Source organism: Pantoea sp. Z09 (genome assembly GCF_022394795.1).
GTDB classification, from domain to species: Bacteria; Pseudomonadota; Gammaproteobacteria; order Enterobacterales; family Enterobacteriaceae; genus Pantoea; species Pantoea latae.
Map to the genome: position 1 here is coordinate 3602677 of NZ_CP092373.1, position 18891 is coordinate 3621567.

Annotated in this window: 8 protein-coding genes, 1 tRNA gene, 3 rRNA genes and 1 riboswitch; of the genes, 6 read left to right on the plus strand and 6 right to left on the minus strand. The window is 57.8% G+C overall.

Annotation, left to right across the window (positions count from 1 at the left end):
- Positions 1-63: 63 nt before the first annotated feature.
- A riboswitch (Lysine riboswitch) is annotated at positions 64-256 on the minus strand.
- A 330-nt stretch (positions 257-586) separates the two neighbouring features.
- The 5 genes from pgi (at position 587) to MC269_RS17275 (ending at position 6529) form a co-directional block, all read left to right on the plus strand.
- On the plus strand, positions 587-2233 hold the full coding sequence (gene pgi / locus MC269_RS17255; protein WP_239953153.1) for a glucose-6-phosphate isomerase: 1647 nt from the start codon (positions 587-589) through the stop codon (positions 2231-2233).
- 502 nt (positions 2234-2735) lie between these two features.
- Positions 2736-2984, plus strand: a complete 249-nt coding sequence (yjbE, locus tag MC269_RS17260) for an exopolysaccharide production protein YjbE (protein WP_033749135.1) — start codon at positions 2736-2738, stop codon at positions 2982-2984.
- A 73-nt stretch (positions 2985-3057) separates the two neighbouring features.
- Positions 3058-3705: a YjbF family lipoprotein gene (locus MC269_RS17265; protein WP_239953154.1), complete on the plus strand. Its 648-nt coding sequence runs from the start codon at positions 3058-3060 to the stop codon at positions 3703-3705.
- On the plus strand, positions 3702-4439 hold the full coding sequence (locus MC269_RS17270) for a capsule biosynthesis GfcC family protein (RefSeq protein WP_081140624.1): 738 nt from the start codon (positions 3702-3704) through the stop codon (positions 4437-4439). The genes MC269_RS17265 and MC269_RS17270 overlap by 4 nt, the downstream gene beginning before the upstream one ends.
- Complete coding sequence (locus MC269_RS17275; protein ID WP_239953155.1) at positions 4439-6529, plus strand: YjbH domain-containing protein; 2091 nt, start codon at positions 4439-4441, stop codon at positions 6527-6529. The genes MC269_RS17270 and MC269_RS17275 overlap by 1 nt, the downstream gene beginning before the upstream one ends.
- A gap of 124 nt (positions 6530-6653) precedes the next feature.
- On the opposite strand, the gene metH is transcribed toward MC269_RS17275, so the two are convergent.
- The 6 genes from metH to MC269_RS17305 form a co-directional block, all read right to left on the minus strand.
- Positions 6654-10289 carry a methionine synthase gene (metH, locus tag MC269_RS17280; protein WP_371824388.1) on the minus strand — a complete coding sequence of 1212 codons (3636 nt, stop codon included), beginning with the start codon at positions 10287-10289 and terminating at the stop codon, positions 6654-6656.
- A gap of 180 nt (positions 10290-10469) precedes the next feature.
- Positions 10470-11399, minus strand: coding sequence for a homoserine O-succinyltransferase (gene metA, locus MC269_RS17285; RefSeq protein WP_081140621.1), 930 nt, complete (start codon positions 11397-11399; stop codon positions 10470-10472).
- A gap of 248 nt (positions 11400-11647) precedes the next feature.
- Positions 11648-11763: ribosomal RNA gene (gene rrf / locus MC269_RS17290) — 5S ribosomal RNA — on the minus strand.
- A 92-nt stretch (positions 11764-11855) separates the two neighbouring features.
- Positions 11856-14758: ribosomal RNA gene (locus MC269_RS17295) — 23S ribosomal RNA — on the minus strand.
- Between the two features lie 210 nt (positions 14759-14968).
- Positions 14969-15043: transfer RNA gene (locus tag MC269_RS17300), tRNA-Glu, on the minus strand.
- 92 nt (positions 15044-15135) lie between these two features.
- Positions 15136-16675: ribosomal RNA gene (locus MC269_RS17305) — 16S ribosomal RNA — on the minus strand.
- Together the 16S, 23S and 5S rRNA genes with 1 tRNA gene alongside form the textbook arrangement of a ribosomal RNA operon.
- 615 nt (positions 16676-17290) lie before the next feature.
- Between MC269_RS17305 and purH the strand changes: the two genes are divergently transcribed.
- Positions 17291-18880, plus strand: a complete 1590-nt coding sequence (purH, locus tag MC269_RS17310; protein WP_239953157.1) for a bifunctional phosphoribosylaminoimidazolecarboxamide formyltransferase/IMP cyclohydrolase — start codon at positions 17291-17293, stop codon at positions 18878-18880.
- The last annotated feature ends 11 nt before the right edge of the window (positions 18881-18891 follow it).

Sequence of the window (18891 nt, forward strand, 5' to 3'; positions counted from 1 at the left end):
GATATGGTATCAGCCTTGGCACAAGGGAAGAGCAGAATTGGGCAGACAAGATCAGGAGACGAGTCACCCAGAAGCACTTCACCTTGCGAAGCGACCGACTGTGGACGCCTCTGGTGACAACCCAGGGGATTCAGCCCCTGCAGCCGACAGGCAACACGCCGTGTGTTGACCACCTCGGCGTCGCTCCCCCTGATGTGTTATCCCCGGATACGGTTCCTCCAACACACTGCCTGGGCGACGCGCCTCTTCTGGCTTGCGCACGGGTGCGCAAGTAGCCGCATAAAAATACCGGGTCATAAGGTTGCTGTCTACGTCTGTCGGCAATTTGCTGCGCCCGCAGCGTTAAATGAGGCCGCGCGCGCCGGTTTATGCTGATGCGGCACAAGGTTCAGCGAGGGCATTCGCGGCACAATAGGCGTCGCCTAATCTGAAAATCGCACCTGCGCGATCCCGGCCGCCGCACGGCGCGCACGCGGGCCGCGACAAAATTTTTCCTTTCAGTGAGCACAGTTGTCATACTGAAACGCTATACGGGTGTGATTGCCCACGATGGAATGACGGTTTTTAAATCAACAAGAGTGTTGCCATGAAAAATATCAATCCGACGCAAACCGCAGCCTGGAAAGCGCTGCAACAGCATTTTGAACAGATGAAATCGGTGACCATCGCCGAGCTGTTCGCCCAGGACGCCGACCGTTTTACCCGCTTCTCCGCCACCTTCGACGATCAGATGCTGGTGGATTTCTCCAAGAACCGCATCACCCAGGAGACGCTCGACAAGCTGCAGGCGCTGGCGAAAGAGACCGATCTGAGCGGCGCGATTAAATCGATGTTCTCTGGCGAGAAGATCAACCGCACCGAAGATCGCGCCGTGCTGCACGTCGCGCTGCGCAACCGCAGCAACACGCCGATTCTGGTCGACGGCAAAGATGTGATGCCGGAAGTGAACGCGGTGCTGGAGAAGATGAAGCACTTCTCCGAGCGCATCATCGGCGGCGAGTGGAAAGGCTACACCGGCAAAGCGATCACCGACGTGGTAAATATCGGCATCGGCGGCTCGGATCTCGGTCCGTTTATGGTGACGGAGGCGCTGCGCCCCTATAAAAACCACCTGAATATGCACTTCGTCTCTAACGTGGACGGCACGCATATCGCAGAGACGCTGAAAGATCTCAGCCCGGAAACCACGCTGTTCCTGGTGGCGTCGAAAACCTTCACCACTCAGGAAACCATGACCAACGCCCACAGCGCGCGCAACTGGTTCCTGAAAACCGCTGGCGATCAGCAGCACGTGGCGAAGCACTTTGCCGCGCTCTCCACCAATGCGAAAGCGGTGGGCGACTTCGGCATCGACACCGCCAATATGTTCGAGTTCTGGGACTGGGTCGGCGGCCGCTATTCGCTCTGGTCAGCTATCGGCCTGTCAATTATCCTCTCTATCGGCTTCGACAACTTCGAGCAGCTGCTGAGCGGCGCGCACGCGATGGATCAGCACTTCTCCACCACGCCTGCCGAGCAGAACCTGCCGGTGCTGCTGGCGCTGATCGGCATCTGGTACAACAACTTCTTCGGCGCCGAGACCGAAGCGATCCTGCCCTACGATCAGTACATGCACCGCTTTGCGGCCTACTTCCAGCAGGGCAATATGGAATCCAATGGCAAGTACGTCGATCGCGACGGCAATCCGGTGGATTACCAGACCGGCCCGATCATCTGGGGCGAGCCGGGCACCAACGGCCAGCATGCGTTCTATCAGCTGATCCATCAGGGCACCAAGCTGGTGCCGTGCGACTTTATCGCGCCGGCCATCACCCATAACGCGCTGGCGGATCACCATCAGAAGCTGCTCTCGAACTTCTTTGCCCAGACCGAAGCACTGGCGTTCGGCAAGTCGCGCGACGTGGTAGAGAAAGAGTTTACCGATGCCGGCAAATCCGCCGAGTCGGTGGCGCATATCGTGCCGTTCAAGGTGTTTGAAGGCAATCGCCCGACTAACTCAATCCTGCTGCGCGAGATCACGCCGTACAGCCTCGGCGCGCTGATTGCGCTCTACGAGCATAAGATCTTCACCCAGGGCGCCATCCTGAATATCTTCACCTTCGATCAGTGGGGCGTGGAGTTAGGCAAGCAGCTGGCGAACCGTATTCTGCCGGAGCTGGAAAACAGCGCGCAGATTAACAGCCACGACAGCTCCACTAATGGCTTAATTAATCGCTATAAATCCTGGCGTTAATCACGCCGCGATTTTCTCAGGGCGGCCTCATGGTCGCCTTTTTTCACGCTTCACAACGCAAAAGCGCTGATAATATGCGCAGAGACGACGGGATAATTCTTAAATTACCCTGAGATTGCTCTTAAGCTGCGTGCGAAAATAGCGCCGCTCTCGCGTTTAAACTGGACCTTATCTGCCCTTCCCTCTCTCTTTTCCCTCTGTTTTTTAACGCTATTTTATTTTCAGCCCGTCAGGCTAATTCTGATAATCGCTTTTCCGTACCAGTTATTAATAAAAAAGCGTAAAACGCTTTGCATTTAATTTCAGGGCAGCGATAAATTCCGCCATGCCTTAAATCTTCCAAATGAAAAAGAGGTTATCGCTGTTTAGCCCTCTTTTTAGCCAAAATAACCGCCTCTTTTCACCCGCTTTTTCCCGCGCTGAACTCTGGTAATTTGTTGCCCTATACTGAACGCGCCCAAAACGGGTACATCCTTCATTCACTCAATGCAGGACACGTTGTATGAAAAAAATCATGGTTGCCGGAGCAGCCGTACTATACGTCGCAGCGCATTCCGTGGCTTTTGCCGCTCCGGAAGAAGCGGGTGCCGCAGCGGGCGCGCAGGCGGGAGCAATCTCCGCCGGCACCTCGACCGCTGTTGGTATCGGCGCGCTCGGCGCCTTAGTCGGTGTCGGTATCGCCGCTTCTGGCGGTGGTGACGGCGCGAATACCGGTACAACAACCACGACCACAACGAGCACCACTCGTTGATGTAGCACCTTTAAACATAACCACACAGCCGTGTGGTTATTTTTTGCTTCGGCATCTTTTACAGGGACACACAGTGCGCCAACTTCCTTTGTTGCTGGCTTGCCTGCTGCTGCAGGCCTGCACGCAAACGCAAAAAGGGCTGGAACAGACCGTCATGATGGCGGTGTCTGGCCCCGATGACGTGACGAAAACCAGCCAGCAGATCGCCGATCTGCCCTACGCCAGCCTCTACGCCCGCATTAATGACGGCCCACAGATTTTCGTTGTGCTCGGCTATAACGAAAATGGCCGGCAAAAGTGGATCACCCAGGATAACGCCATGCTGGTGACCCAACACGGCCGCCTGATTAAAACCCTGGGCCTGCCCGATAACCTGCAGGCCGTGAGCAACCTGCCGCAGGATCCGCTGGCGGACGCGCTGCATCTGCGCGACGGCGTCAGCTGGACGCGCATCGTGCAGTGGACCGAGCACGGCGCGACGCGCGCCGCCACGGTCAGCTCGCGCTTTACGCGCGGCACCGACGAGGTGCTGACGCTGGCGGGCCGCCGTGTCGCCTGTCGCGTCTGGACTGAGCAGGCACGCATCGAGGCGACCGGCCGCGCGTGGGAAAATACCTTCTGGATCGATAACGGCAGCGGCGACGTGGTGCAGGCGCGCCAGATGCTGGCTGCGGACGACTTCCCTGTTGCCACCACCCTTCTGAAGCCGGCGAAATCATGAAAACAACACTCTCTTTGCTGGCCGGGCTGATGCTGGCTGGCAGCAGCGCCGCGTGGGCGGCGGGCCAGGTTACGGTGCACGCCGCGCAGGGCAGCGCCACGCTCGATAACGTACAGAATCTGGCGCAGCTGACGACGCAGCCTGCGCTGCTCGACACCGTCTGGTGGCCCGGCGCGGTTATCGCGGCGCGCAACGCCAGCCCGGCCGCGCAGCAGCAACAGCAGAAGACGCTGGCCGATCTGCGCGCCTGGCAGGCGCAGAGCAGCGGCGATCGCGCCACCGCCATCGGCGAGGTGCTGCGTCAGCTCAGCGCCGTCAGGGTCGCTGGCCGTCAGTTCGTCTCGCTCGATCCCGACGCGATCCGCCTGCATCCCGAGGCCAATCGTCGTCTGGAAGGCCGCTACGACCTCTGGCTGACGCCGCCTTCCGACAGCGTATGGTTGATGGGCGCGCTGAGCGGCGCAGGCAAAGTCAGCTGGCAGCCCGGCCAGACGGTGCGCGGCTATCTGGCGCAGCACCCGCGTCTTTCCGGCGCGGAGAACAGCTACGCCACGGTGATCGCGCCCTCTGGCGAGACGCAGCGCGTGCCGGTGGCCTACTGGAACCATCGTCACGTCGAGGTCGCGCCCGGCAGCGTGATCTGGCTCGGCTTCTCCGCCTGGAGCCTGCCTGACGCGTATGACGATTTGAACCAGCGCATGATTTCTGTTCTGACTCACCGGGTGCCAGAGTGATGAATAAACGACTTCTTTTCAGCCTGCTGGCTGTCTCCGTGGCCGCCGCCTGTCAGGCGCAGGCCGATACCTTTGCCGATCCGGTGGGTCCGTCGCAGTCTGACTTCGGCGGCGTCGGCCTGCTGCAGGTGCCGACCGCGCGCATGGCGCGCGAAGGCGAGTTCAGCCTCAACTTCCGCGACAACGATCAGTACCGCTACTACTCCGCCTCGCTGCAGCTGATGCCCTGGCTGGAGACCACGGTGCGCTATACCGACGTGCGCACGCGCCGCTACAGCGGCGTCGAAAGCTTTAGCGGCAATCAGAGCTATAAGGACAAGGCGTTCGACCTCAAGCTGCGCCTGCTGAAAGAGAGCTACTGGCTGCCGGAGGTCGCTTTCGGCTCGCGCGATCTCGGCGGCACCGGCCTGTTCGACAGCGAATATCTGGTGGCGAGCAAGGCCTGGGGGCCGTTCGACTTCACGCTGGGGTTCGGCTGGGGCTACCTCGGCAACAGCGGCACGGTGAAAAACCCTTTCTGTTCCTATAGCGACAGCTACTGCCAGCGTCCTGGCGTCGGCGAAGCGGGGTCAATCAACGGCTCGCAGATGTTCCACGGCCCGTCGGCGCTGTTCGGCGGCGTGGAGTATCAGACGCCGTGGCAGCCGCTGCGCCTGAAGCTGGAGTATGAGGGCAACGACTATCAGGATGATTTCGCCGGCAGGCTGGAGCAGCGCAGCAAAGTGAACGTCGGCGCCATTTACCGCGTGACCGACTGGGCCGATATCAACGCCAGCTACGAGCGCGGCAATACCTTTATGTTCGGGGTGACGGTGCGCACCAACTTCAACGATCTGCGCCAGGCGCATATCGACAGCGCGAAGCCCGCGTATCAGCCCCATCCGCAGGAGCGCATGCTGGAGCCGACGGTGGTCGCCAGCCAGCTGACCGATCTGAAGTACAACGCCGGGCTGAGCGGGCCGCGCATTCAGACCCGCGGCAGCACGATTTATGTCTCTGGCGAGCAAACCAAATACCGCGACACGCGCGAAGGGGTCGATCGCGCCAACCGCATCATGATGAACAATCTGCCGGCGGGCATTGAGACCATCAACGTCACCGAGTCGCGCTTCAATATGCCGCAGGTAACCACGCGCACCGACGTCAGCAGCCTGCGCAATCAGCTGGAGGGCTATCCGCTCGGTCAGGAGCAGCCGCTGCGCCAGACGCGCGAAAATCCGGTGGATGCGGGCGAAACCGAACAGGGCTTCTTTATTCGTAAAGAGCGGCTCAACTACAGCCTGTCGCCGGTATTGAACCAGTCGGTGGGTGGCCCGGAAAGCTTCTACATGTATCAGGTCGGCGTGATGGGCAACCTCGACTACTGGTTTACCGATCATCTGCTGGTGGGCGGCAGCCTGTTCGGCAACCTCGCCAATAACTACGACAAGTTCAACTACAACGGCGCGCCTGCCGACTCGACATTGCCGCGCGTGCGCACCCATATCCGCGACTACGTCGAGAACAACGTCTACGTTAATGACCTGCAGGCCAACTACATGGGCTACCTCGGCAACGGCTTTTACGGCCAGATGTACGGCGGTTACCTGGAGACCATGTATGGCGGCGTCGGTGGCGAAATGCTTTATCGTCCGGTCGACAGCAACTGGGCCTTTGGCGTCGACGCCAACTATGTGCGCCAGCGCGACTGGGACAACATGATGCAGTTCACCAATTACAAGGCGCCGACCGGTCACGTGACCGCCTACTGGCGCCCGTGGTTTATGCAGGATCTGCTGGTGAAGGCGAGCGTCGGTCAATATCTGGCGAAAGACAAGGGCGTGACGCTCGACGTGTCGAAGCGCTTTGACAGCGGCGTGATGGTCGGCGTCTATGCCACCAAAACCAACGTGTCGTCAGAGCAGTATGGCGAAGGGGATTTCACCAAAGGCTTCTATTTGTCGATTCCGATGGATCTCTTTACCGTGACGCCGACGCGCGGCCGCGCGCAGGTGAACTGGGTGCCGCTGACGCGTGACGGCGGGCAGATGCTGGGACGTAAGTATCAGCTTTATGACCTGACGTCCGATCGCGACGCGCGCTTTAATTGACGAAAAAAGGCGGCCTGATGGCCGCCTTTATTACTAGTCAATGCAGATCGCAAAGTCGTTCAAAGCATTCCTGCTCGTTCGGCCGGCGCCACCTGGCTTTCAACTTTCGAAGCTGCCCATGTTTTTAATCCGCGTCATACCCTAAATTCGGCGCCAGCCAGCGCTCAACCTCGCTCACCGCCATCCCTTTCCGCGCCGCATAATCCTCTACCTGATCGCGCTGGATCTGCGCCACCGCGAAGTAGCGGCTGTCGGGATGACTGAAGTACCAGCCGGAAACCGATGCGCCCGGCCACATGGCGAAGGATTCGGTGAGCTTCATGCCGGTGTGCGCCTCTACATCCAGCAGCTGCCAGATCGCCGCCTTCTCGGTGTGTTCCGGGCAGGCGGGATAGCCTGGCGCAGGACGGATGCCCTGATAATTTTCGCGGATCAGCTCATCGTTGCTCAGGTTCTCATGGGCGGCGAAGCCCCAGATCACTTTACGCACCCGCTCGTGCAGATACTCGGCAAAGGCTTCGGCCAGCCGATCTGCCACTGCCTTCACCATGATTTTGTTGTAGTCGTCGTGCTGCGAGTCGTACGCCTCTGCCAACGCGTCCTCCTCCAGGCCGCCGGTCACGGCGAACGCGCCCAGATAGTCCGCTTTGCCGCTCCCTTTCGGCGCGACATAATCCGCCAGACAGTAGTTGGGGAAGTCGGTTTTCTCCGTCTGCTGGCGCAGATGATGGCTGACGGCAACCACCTCGCGGCGGCTCTCGTCGCGGTAAACTTCGATATCGTCCCCGACGCGGTTAGCCGGGAAAATGCCCACCACGCCGCGCGGCGTCAGCGCTTTTTGCGCGCTCAACTGATCCAGCATCGCGTTGGCGTCGGCAAACAGCCGCTTCGCCTCTTCGCCTACCACCCCATCTTCCAGAATGCGCGGATACTTGCCCGCCAGTGACCAGGTCATAAAGAACGGCGTCCAGTCGATGTAGTGGCGCAGCGTGTCGATGCTGGCTGAAATCTCGCTGACGCCGAGGCGATGCGCCGCCGGCGGCGTGTAGCTTTCCCAGTCGATACTGACCGCGTTATCGCGCGCGGCCTGGAGCGAAACCGGCGGCGTGCGCGGCTTTTTGCGCGCGTGCTGGATGCGCACGGTGTCATACTCTTTACGCGTGCGCGCCACGAACTCCGCTTTCAGCGTCTCCGACAGCAGCGACGACACCACGCCCACGGTGCGCGAGGCGTTCTGCACGTACACCGTCGGGCCGCTGTAGTTCTGCTCGATCTTCACGGCGGTGTGCGCCTTCGAGGTAGTCGCGCCGCCAATCAGCAGCGGCAGCGTAAAGCCCTGGCGCTCCATCTCTTTGGCGACGTTGACCATCTCATCCAGCGACGGCGTGATCAGACCCGACAGCCCGATAATATCCGCCTGCTGTTCAATGGCGGTTTTCAGGATCTTGTCGCTCGGCACCATCACGCCGAGATCGATAATCTCGTAGTTATTGCACTGCAGCACCACGCCGACAATATTTTTGCCGATGTCGTGCACGTCGCCTTTTACCGTCGCCAGCACGATTTTACCGTTGCTGCGGCCCGCCTCTTTGCTGGCCTGAATATAGGGCTCCAGGTAAGCCACCGCCTGTTTCATCACGCGCGCCGACTTCACCACCTGCGGCAGGAACATCTTTCCTTCGCCGAACAGGTCGCCCACCACGTTCATGCCCGCCATCAGCGGCCCTTCAATCACCTCAATCGGCCGCGCCGACGCCTGGCGCGCCTCTTCGGTGTCCTGCTCAATAAACTCGGTAATGCCTTTTACCAGCGAATATTCAAGCCGCTTTACCACGTCCCAGCTGCGCCATTCCGCCTGCTGCTTGTCCTCGGCGCCGTCGCCTTTAGCGGCGCGATACTTCTCTGCCAGTTCCAGCAGACGCTCGGTGCCGTCGGCGCGGCGGTTAAGGATCACGTCCTCTACCGCATCGCGCAGCTCGGCGGGCAGATCGTCGTAAATCGCCAGCTGGCCGGCGTTGACGATGCCCATATCCATGCCGTTGCGGATGGCGTAATAGAGAAAAACGGCGTGGATCGCTTCGCGCACCGGATCGTTGCCGCGAAAAGAGAACGAGACGTTAGAGACGCCGCCGGAGATCATCGCATGGGGCAGTTCGCGTTTGATATCTTCGCAGGCGCCGATAAAGTCCATCGCGTAGTTGTTGTGCTCGTCGATGCCGGTGGCGACGGCAAAAATATTCGGGTCGAAGATAATATCTTCCGGCGGAAAGCCGACCTGCTCGGTGAGGATCCTGTAGGCGCGGCGGCAGATCTCGATTTTGCGCGCGCGCGTATCCGCCTGGCCCGCTTCGTCAAAGGCCATCACCACCATCGCCGCGCCGTAGCGCCGCACCAGCCGCGCATGATGGATAAAGGTCTCCTCGCCCTCTTTCATTGAGATGGAGTTAACGATGCCTTTGCCCTGGATGCACTGCAGCCCTTTTTCAATCACCTCCCACTTTGAGGAGTCGATCATAATGGGCACGCGCGCGATATCGGGCTCGCCGGCGATCAGGTTAAGAAAGCGCACCATCGCCGCCTCGGCGTCGAGCATCCCTTCATCCATATTGATGTCGATCACCTGCGCGCCGCTCTGCACCTGCTGCAGCGCCACGTCCAGCGCCTCGCTGTATTTCTCTTCTTTAATCAGGCGTTTGAATTTGGCTGAGCCAGTGACGTTGGTGCGCTCGCCCACGTTGACGAACAGCGTGTCGCCGCTGATGTTAAGCGGCTCAAGCCCGGAGAGACGGCAGGCGACCGGCAGCTCAGGCAGTTTGCGCGGCGCCACCCCGGCGACGATATCCGCCATCGCCCGGATATGCTGCGGCGTGGTGCCGCAGCAGCCGCCGATAATATTGAGAAACCCGGCGCGCGCCCATTCGCCAATCTGCTCGGCCATTACGGCAGCGTCGAGGTCATACTCGCCGAAGGCGTTAGGCAGGCCGGCATTCGGGTGCGCGGTAACGTAGCACTCGGCGATGCGCGACATTTCCGCCACGTACTGACGCAGCTCATCCGGGCCGAGCGCGCAGTTAAGGCCGAACGACAGCGGTTCGGCGTGGCGCAGCGAGTTGTAGAACGCTTCCGTGGTCTGGCCGGAGAGCGTGCGGCCTGAGGCGTCGGTAATAGTGCCGGAGATCATCAGCGGCAGGCTGACGCCCAGCGCCTCCATCTCGCTCTGCACCGCAAAAATGGCCGCTTTGGCGTTCAGGGTATCAAACACCGTTTCGATCATAATGAGATCCGCGCCGCCTTCGATCAGCGCGCGCGTCGATTCGCGATACGCCGCGACCAGCTGATTAAAGGTGACGTTGCGGTAAGCGGGATCGTTGACGTCCGGCGAGATCGAGCAGGTGCGGTTGGTCGGGCCGAGCACGCCAGCGACGTAGCGCGGACGTTCAGGCGTTTTCGCCGTCCACTCGTCGCAGCAGGCGCGCGCCAGCCGGGCTGCCTCGAAGTTGATCTCCGCCGACAGCGCTTCCATCTGGTAATCCGCCATCGCAATGGTGGTGGCGTTAAAGGTGTTGGTTTCCAGAATATCGGCGCCCGCTTCCAGATAGGCGTAATGGATCTCGCGGATCACGTCAGGTTTGCTGAGCACCAGAAGATCGTTATTGCCTTTTAGATCGCAAGGCCAGTCGCCGAAACGGCTGCCGCGGAAATCCTGCTCGTCCAGTTTATAGCTCTGGATCATGGTGCCCATGCCGCCGTCCAGCACCATGATGCGTTGCGCGAGCTGCTGATGCAGCGCTTCGATTCGGTTGCTCACTCTTGCCTCATTCAGCTCAATCTGCTGGCTAAAATGCCAGCGCATCATACTGGCATAACTTTCAAATGGGAAAAAGCCGCGAACGATTCGCGGCTGTCACCTGAGGATAAACGAGGGCGATCTTTTAAGGGATCACTCCAGCGTGGGGTTCATACGACGCAGATCGAACGGCGTAATCTGGTAAACGTAGTAGTTAAGCCAGTTGGAAAACAGCAGGTTGCCGTGGCTGCGCCAGCTGGCGCGCGGCGGCAGCTCTGGATTGTCCTGTGGGAAGTAGTTAAAAGGCACCTCTGGCTGCAGGCCCGCTTCGTAGTCGCGGTGATATTCGCCCGACAGGGTCAGCGCGTCATATTCCGGATGGCCGGTGACGAAGACCAGACGCTTGTCTCTGCTGGCCATCAGATAGGCGCCGGTCTGCTCTGATTCGGCGAACAGCTCCAGATCGGTGTAATCGGTGATGAGCTGCGTCGGGAAATCGGCATAGCGCGAATGGGGCGCCAGAAAATTATCGTCGAAGCCGCGCGTCAGCAGCGCGTGCGGATGCAGGATTTGGTGTTCATAGACGCCCGACAGCTTGTTCTGCCGCGTCTGTTTGGGAATGCCGTAGAGTATATTCAGCGCTGCCTGCACGGCCCAGCAGACAAAGAGCGTCGAGGTGACATGCTCTTTTGCCCAGTGCAGCACGCGCTGGATCTGTGGCCAGTAGGCGACATCGTTGAAGTCCACCAGGCCCAGCGGCGCGCCGGTGACAATCAGGCCATCAAAGTTATCATGTTGAATATCATCGAAATTACAGTAGAAATTATTGAGGTGCTCCATCGGCGTGTTGCGCGATTCGCGACTGTCGATGCGCAGCAGCTGAATATCGATTTGTAACGGCGAGTTGGAGAGCAGACGCAGGAACTGATTTTCCGTCTCAATCTTTTTCGGCATCAGGTTGAGCACTAACACTTTCAGCGGACGGATTTCCTGAACACTGGCACGCGATGAGGTCATCACAAAAACATTCTCATTGCGTAAGAAATTTACTGCCGGTAATTCGTCGGGAACCCTGATAGGCATGTGCGGCTTTCCTCTTTATAACCGTATATACGTTTAGACATCCAGATGCCCAACCTTACCCTGGCATGCCGATGATGTCGAGTCTTCATGCAGTTTATGAAAATCTTTCAGCTTAAGATGGAAATCAGGGAACAGAGAGAAGCAAGCACAGGAGAAAACGGTCGTAGCGCAGAAAATAGAGGAAGATTTTGGCGATCCACAGACGTAAAAAAGCCCTCTGCGTCAGCAGAGGGCTTTTTCGTTTGGATGCCTGGCAGTTCCCTACTCTCGCATGGGGAGACCCCACACTACCATCGGCGCTACGGCGTTTCACTTCTGAGTTCGGCATGGGGTCAGGTGGGACCGCCGCGCTAGTGCCGCCAGGCAAATTCTGTTTTCCGCGCCGCCATAAGGCCGCACGGTGTATCCGTCAACAAGCTGAAAATCTCGCGTCTCACAAAACGCCTCTGGCGTTGTAAGGTTAAGCCTCACGGGTCATTAGTACCGGTTAGCTCAACGCATCGCTGCGCTTACACACCCGGCCTATCAACGTCGTCGTCTTCAACGTCCCTTCAGGACCCTCAAGGGGTCAGGGAAAACTCATCTCGGGGCAAGTTTCGTGCTTAGATGCTTTCAGCACTTATCTCTTCCGCACTTAGCTACCGGGCAGTGCCATTGGCATGACAACCCGAACACCAGCGGTGCGTTCACTCCGGTCCTCTCGTACTAGGAGCAACCCCCCTCAGTTTTCCAGCGCCCACGGCAGATAGGGACCGAACTGTCTCACGACGTTCTAAACCCAGCTCGCGTACCACTTTAAACGGCGAACAGCCGTACCCTTGGGACCTACTTCAGCCCCAGGATGTGATGAGCCGACATCGAGGTGCCAAACACCGCCGTCGATATGAACTCTTGGGCGGTATCAGCCTGTTATCCCCGGAGTACCTTTTATCCGTTGAGCGATGGCCCTTCCATTCAGAACCACCGGATCACTATGACCTGCTTTCGCACCTGCTCGAGCCGTCACTCTCGCAGTCAAGCTGGCTTATGCCATTGCACTAACCTCCTGATGTCCGACCAGGATTAGCCAACCTTCGTGCTCCTCCGTTACGCTTTGGGAGGAGACCGCCCCAGTCAAACTACCCACCAGACACTGTCCGCAGCCCGGATAACGGGCCTACGTTAGAACACCAGCCATTAAAGGGTGGTATTTCAAGGACGGCTCCACGCAGACTGGCGTCCACGCTTCGAAGCCTCCCACCTATCCTACACATCAAGGACCAGTGTTCAGTGTCAAGCTGTAGTAAAGGTTCACGGGGTCTTTCCGTCTTGCCGCGGGTACACTGCATCTTCACAGCGATTTCAATTTCACTGAGTCTCGGGTGGAGACAGCCTGGCCATCATTACGCCATTCGTGCAGGTCGGAACTTACCCGACAAGGAATTTCGCTACCTTAGGACCGTTATAGTTACGGCCGCCGTTTACCGGGGCTTCGATCAAGAGCTTCTCCTTGCGGATAACCCCATCAATTAACCTTCCGGCACCGGGCAGGCGTCACACCGTATACGTCCACTTTCGTGTTTGCACAGTGCTGTGTTTTTAATAAACAGTTGCAGCCAGCTGGTATCTTCGACTGGCCTCGGCTCCGGGAGCAAGTCCCCTCACCTACGCGCCAGCGTGCCTTCTCCCGAAGTTACGGCACCATTTTGCCTAGTTCCTTCACCCGAGTTCTCTCAAGCGCCTTGGTATTCTCTACCTGACCACCTGTGTCGGTTTGGGGTACGATTTCGTGTTGCCTGATGCTTAGAGGCTTTTCCTGGAAGCAGGGCATTTGTTGCTTCAGCACCGTAGTGCCTCGTCGTCACGCCTCAGCCTTGACTTTCCGGATTTGCCTGGAAAGTCAGCCTACACGCTTAAACCGGGACAACCGTCGCCCGGCCAACATAGCCTTCTCCGTCCCCCCTTCGCAGCAACACCAAGTACAGGAATATTAACCTGTTTCCCATCGACTACGCCTTTCGGCCTCGCCTTAGGGGTCGACTCACCCTGCCCCGATTAACGTTGGACAGGAACCCTTGGTCTTCCGGCGAGCGGGCTTTTCACCCGCTTTATCGTTACTTATGTCAGCATTCGCACTTCTGATACCTCCAGCGGCCCTCACAGGCCACCTTCGACGGCTTACAGAACGCTCCCCTACCCAACAGTATCGCTACTGCTGCCGCAGCTTCGGTGCATGGTTTAGCCCCGTTACATCTTCCGCGCAGGCCGACTCGACCAGTGAGCTATTACGCTTTCTTTAAATGATGGCTGCTTCTAAGCCAACATCCTGGCTGTCTGGGCCTTCCCACATCGTTTCCCACTTAACCATGACTTTGGGACCTTAGCTGGCGGTCTGGGTTGTTTCCCTCTTCACGACGGACGTTAGCACCCGCCGTGTGTCTCCCGTGATAACATTTCTCGGTATTCGCAGTTTGCATCGGGTTGGTAAGCCGGGATGGCCCCCTAGCCGAAACAGTGCTCTACCCCCGAGAATGAGTTCACGAGGCGCTACCTAAATAGCTTTCGGGGAGAACCAGCTATCTCCCGGTTTGATTGGCCTTTCACCCCCAGCCACAGGTCATCCGCTAATTTTTCAACATTAGTCGGTTCGGTCCTCCAGTTAGTGTTACCCAACCTTCAACCTGCCCATGGCTAGATCACCGGGTTTCGGGTCTATACCCTGCAACTTAACGCCCAGTTAAGACTCGGTTTCCCTGCGGCTCCCCTATACGGTTAACCTTGCTACAGAATATAAGTCGCTGACCCATTATACAAAAGGTACGCAGTCACCCCATAAAAGAGGCTCCCACTGCTTGTACGTACACGGTTTCAGGTTCTTTTCACTCCCCTCGCCGGGGTTCTTTTCGCCTTTCCCTCACGGTACTGGTTCACTATCGGTCAGTCAGGAGTATTTAGCCTTGGAGGATGGTCCCCCCATATTCAGACAGGATACCACGTGTCCCGCCCTACTCATCGAGCTCACAGCCTGTGTGTTTTCGTGTACGGGAGTATCACCCTGTACCCTGCGACTTTCCAGACGCTTCCACTAACACACAAGCTGATTCAGGCTCTGGGCTGCTCCCCGTTCGCTCGCCGCTACTGGGGGAATCTCGGTTGATTTCTTTTCCTCGGGGTACTTAGATGTTTCAGTTCCCCCGGTTCGCCTCGCAACACTATGTATTCATGTTGCGATAGTGTGTCGAAACACACTGGGTTTCCCCATTCGGACATCGCCGGCTGTAGCGGTTCATATCACCTTGCCGGCGCTTTTCGCAGATTAGCACGTCCTTCATCGCCTCTGACTGCCAGGGCATCCACCGTGTACGCTTAGTCGCTTAACCTCACAACCCACAGGCGTCTTGCGACGTCGCGGTTGTGATTATTGAGAGACTCGAACGCGTTGCCTTTATTCCTTATTACGGAGGAATAACGCAAAGCGTCGTTTCAATTTTCAGCTTGTTCCGGATTGTTAAAGAGCAATATCTTAAACATGACTCGCAAGTCATCTTTAAGATACGGGGGTCGGTGACTTTCACTCACGAACCAGCAAGTGGCGTCCCCTAGGGGATTCGAACCCCTGTTGCCGCCGTGAAAGGGCGGAGTCCTAACCGCTAGACGAAGGGGACACGAAAACGCGTCACGACTTCGCAGCCGTCTTGCTTCTTTACGTTTCTATCAGACAATCTGTGTGAGCACTTCGAAAGGCAGTATCTTCAGGTAAGGAGGTGATCCAACCGCAGGTTCCCCTACGGTTACCTTGTTACGACTTCACCCCAGTCATGAATCACAAAGTGGTAAGCGCCCTCCCGAAGGTTAAGCTACCTACTTCTTTTGCAACCCACTCCCATGGTGTGACGGGCGGTGTGTACAAGGCCCGGGAACGTATTCACCGTGGCATTCTGATCCACGATTACTAGCGATTCCGACTTCACGGAGTCGAGTTGCAGACTCCGATCCGGACTACGACGCACTTTATGAGGTCCGCTTGCTCTCGCGAGGTCGCTTCTCTTTGTATGCGCCATTGTAGCACGTGTGTAGCCCTACTCGTAAGGGCCATGATGACTTGACGTCATCCCCACCTTCCTCCGGTTTATCACCGGCAGTCTCCTTTGAGTTCCCGACCGAATCGCTGGCAACAAAGGATAAGGGTTGCGCTCGTTGCGGGACTTAACCCAACATTTCACAACACGAGCTGACGACAGCCATGCAGCACCTGTCTCACGGTTCCCGAAGGCACTAAGGCATCTCTGCCAAATTCCGTGGATGTCAAGAGTAGGTAAGGTTCTTCGCGTTGCATCGAATTAAACCACATGCTCCACCGCTTGTGCGGGCCCCCGTCAATTCATTTGAGTTTTAACCTTGCGGCCGTACTCCCCAGGCGGTCGACTTAACGCGTTAGCTCCGGAAGCCACTCCTCAAGGGAACAGCCTCCAAGTCGACATCGTTTACGGCGTGGACTACCAGGGTATCTAATCCTGTTTGCTCCCCACGCTTTCGCACCTGAGCGTCAGTCTTTGTCCAGGGGGCCGCCTTCGCCACCGGTATTCCTCCAGATCTCTACGCATTTCACCGCTACACCTGGAATTCTACCCCCCTCTACAAGACTCTAGCCTGCCAGTTTCGAATGCAGTTCCCAGGTTAAGCCCGGGGATTTCACATCCGACTTGACAGACCGCCTGCGTGCGCTTTACGCCCAGTAATTCCGATTAACGCTTGCACCCTCCGTATTACCGCGGCTGCTGGCACGGAGTTAGCCGGTGCTTCTTCTGCGGGTAACGTCAATCGACGCGGTTATTAACCGCATCGCCTTCCTCCCCGCTGAAAGTACTTTACAACCCGAAGGCCTTCTTCATACACGCGGCATGGCTGCATCAGGCTTGCGCCCATTGTGCAATATTCCCCACTGCTGCCTCCCGTAGGAGTCTGGACCGTGTCTCAGTTCCAGTGTGGCTGGTCATCCTCTCAGACCAGCTAGGGATCGTCGCCTAGGTGAGCCGTTACCCCACCTACTAGCTAATCCCATCTGGGCACATCCGATGGTGTGAGGCCCGAAGGTCCCCCACTTTGGTCTTGCGACGTTATGCGGTATTAGCTACCGTTTCCAGTAGTTATCCCCCTCCATCGGGCAGTTTCCCAGACATTACTCACCCGTCCGCCACTCGTCACCCAAGAGCAAGCTCTCTGTGCTACCGTTCGACTTGCATGTGTTAGGCCTGCCGCCAGCGTTCAATCTGAGCCATGATCAAACTCTTCAATTTAAGTTTGATTTGCTTAAACAAGTTAAGCGGTGCTCATCTGTAAAACGTCATAATGAATGTCATTATGTGTCCACTCGTGAGGCTTGATATTTTTTAAGCCCGAAGGCTTTTGATATCTGCTCTCGAGTGCCCACACAGATTGTCTGATAAATTGTTAAAGAGCGGTGCAGTCAGCGGTTGAGCCTGCTGCTGCGAGGTGGCGTATATTACGCTACTCTCTGTGTCAGTCAAGCGTTTATTTTCGCTTTAACCGACGGTGATTTTCATCACCTCAACACCACATTCCGTAAGCCGTTGTGCCGTGTCGATGGAGGCGCATTATAGGGAGTCGTTCAGAGAGCGCAACAGTAAAATTGCAGAAAAATGAGCGTTCGCTGCATTCCACAGCAAAAGCCCGCCTTATACGCGATTACCCACAAAGTTATCCACAATGCATTGCGAGGCGAATTTTTGCGAGCAGCACGCAAACGTTTTCGCTACAATGCCCGGCGACGTCAAGGATGCCCCTTTTCGGGGCGTTACCTGAAGTTTTGCCTCTTCTTATTGCAATGAAGATCGCTAAGCTTGATGTAACGCTCTTATTTACGCGAAACAAAGCCAAGGGATAAAACCACCATGCAACAACGTCGTCCTGTACGCCGCGCTCTGCTGAGTGTCTCAGACAAAGCCGGTATCCTCGAATTTGCTCAGGCGCTCTCTGCCCGCGGCGTCGAACTCCTCTCTACAGGCGGAACCGCTCGCCTGCTGGCCGATGCGGGTCTTGCCGTCACCGAAGTGTCTGACTACACCGGCTTCCCGGAAATGATGGATGGACGCGTCAAAACGCTGCACCCGAAAGTGCACGGCGGCATTTTGGGTCGTCGCGGCCAGGATGACGCGATTATGGCGCAGCACGCTATCGAGCCTATCGACATGGTGGTCGTTAACCTCTATCCCTTTGCTCAAACCGTCGCGCGCGACGGCTGCACGCTGGAAGATGCGGTTGAGAATATCGATATCGGCGGCCCCACCATGGTGCGCTCGGCGGCCAAGAACCATAAAGATGTGGCGATTGTGGTCAAGAGCAGCGACTACGACGCCATCGTGGCCGAGCTGGACGCCAACGAAAACTCTCTGACGCTGGAAACGCGCTTCGACCTTGCGATCAAAGCCTTTGAGCATACCGCCGCCTACGACAGTATGATCGCCAACTACTTCGGCTCGCTGGTTCCCGCCTATCATGGCGAGCGCGAACAGCCCGCCGGCCGCTTCCCGCGCACCCTGAACCTGAACTTTATTAAGAAGCAGGATATGCGCTACGGTGAAAACAGCCACCAGGACGCCGCCTTCTATATAGAAGAGAATGTGCAGGAAGCCTCGGTGGCGACTGCGCAGCAGGTTCAGGGCAAGGCGCTCTCCTACAACAACATCGCCGATACCGACGCGGCGCTGGAGTGCGTGAAGGCGTTTAGCGAAGCGGCCTGCGTGATCGTCAAGCATGCCAACCCGTGCGGCGTCGCCGTTGGCGCATCGATCCTTGAAGCTTACGATCGCGCCTATCAGACCGATCCCACCTCTGCCTTCGGCGGCATTATCGCTTTCAACCGCGAGCTGGACGAAGCCACCGCGCAGGCGATCATCAGCCGTCAGTTTGTCGAAGTGATTATCGCCCCTTCCGCCAGCGAAGCGGCACTTAAAGTCACCGCGGCGAAGCAGAACGTTCGCGTGCTGATCTGCGGCCAGTGGCAGGCGCGCGTCGCCGGACTCGATTTCAAACGCGTTACCGGCGGCCTGCTGGTGCAGGATCGCGACCTGGGCATGGTGGAAGCGAGCCAGCTGCGCGTCGTTAGCAAGCGTCAGCCGAGCGAGCAAGAGCTGCGCGACGCGCTCTTCTGCTGGAAGGTGGCGAAGTTCGTGAAATCGAACGCTATCGTCTATGCGCGCGACAATATGACCATTGGTATCGGCGCCGGCCAGATGAGCCGCGTTTACTCCGCTAAAATCGCCGGCATTAAAGCCGCCGACGAAGGGCTGGAGGTCAAAGGCTCAGCGATGGCGTCAGACGCCTTCTTCCCGTTCCGCGACGGTATCGACGCGGCGGCCGCCGTTGGCGTCACCTGCGTTATCCAGCCGGGCGGCTCGATCCGCGATGAAGAGGTTATCGCCGCGGCAGACGAGCACGGCATCGCCATGATCTTCACCGACATGCGTCACTTCCGCCATTAATTCTCTGGAGA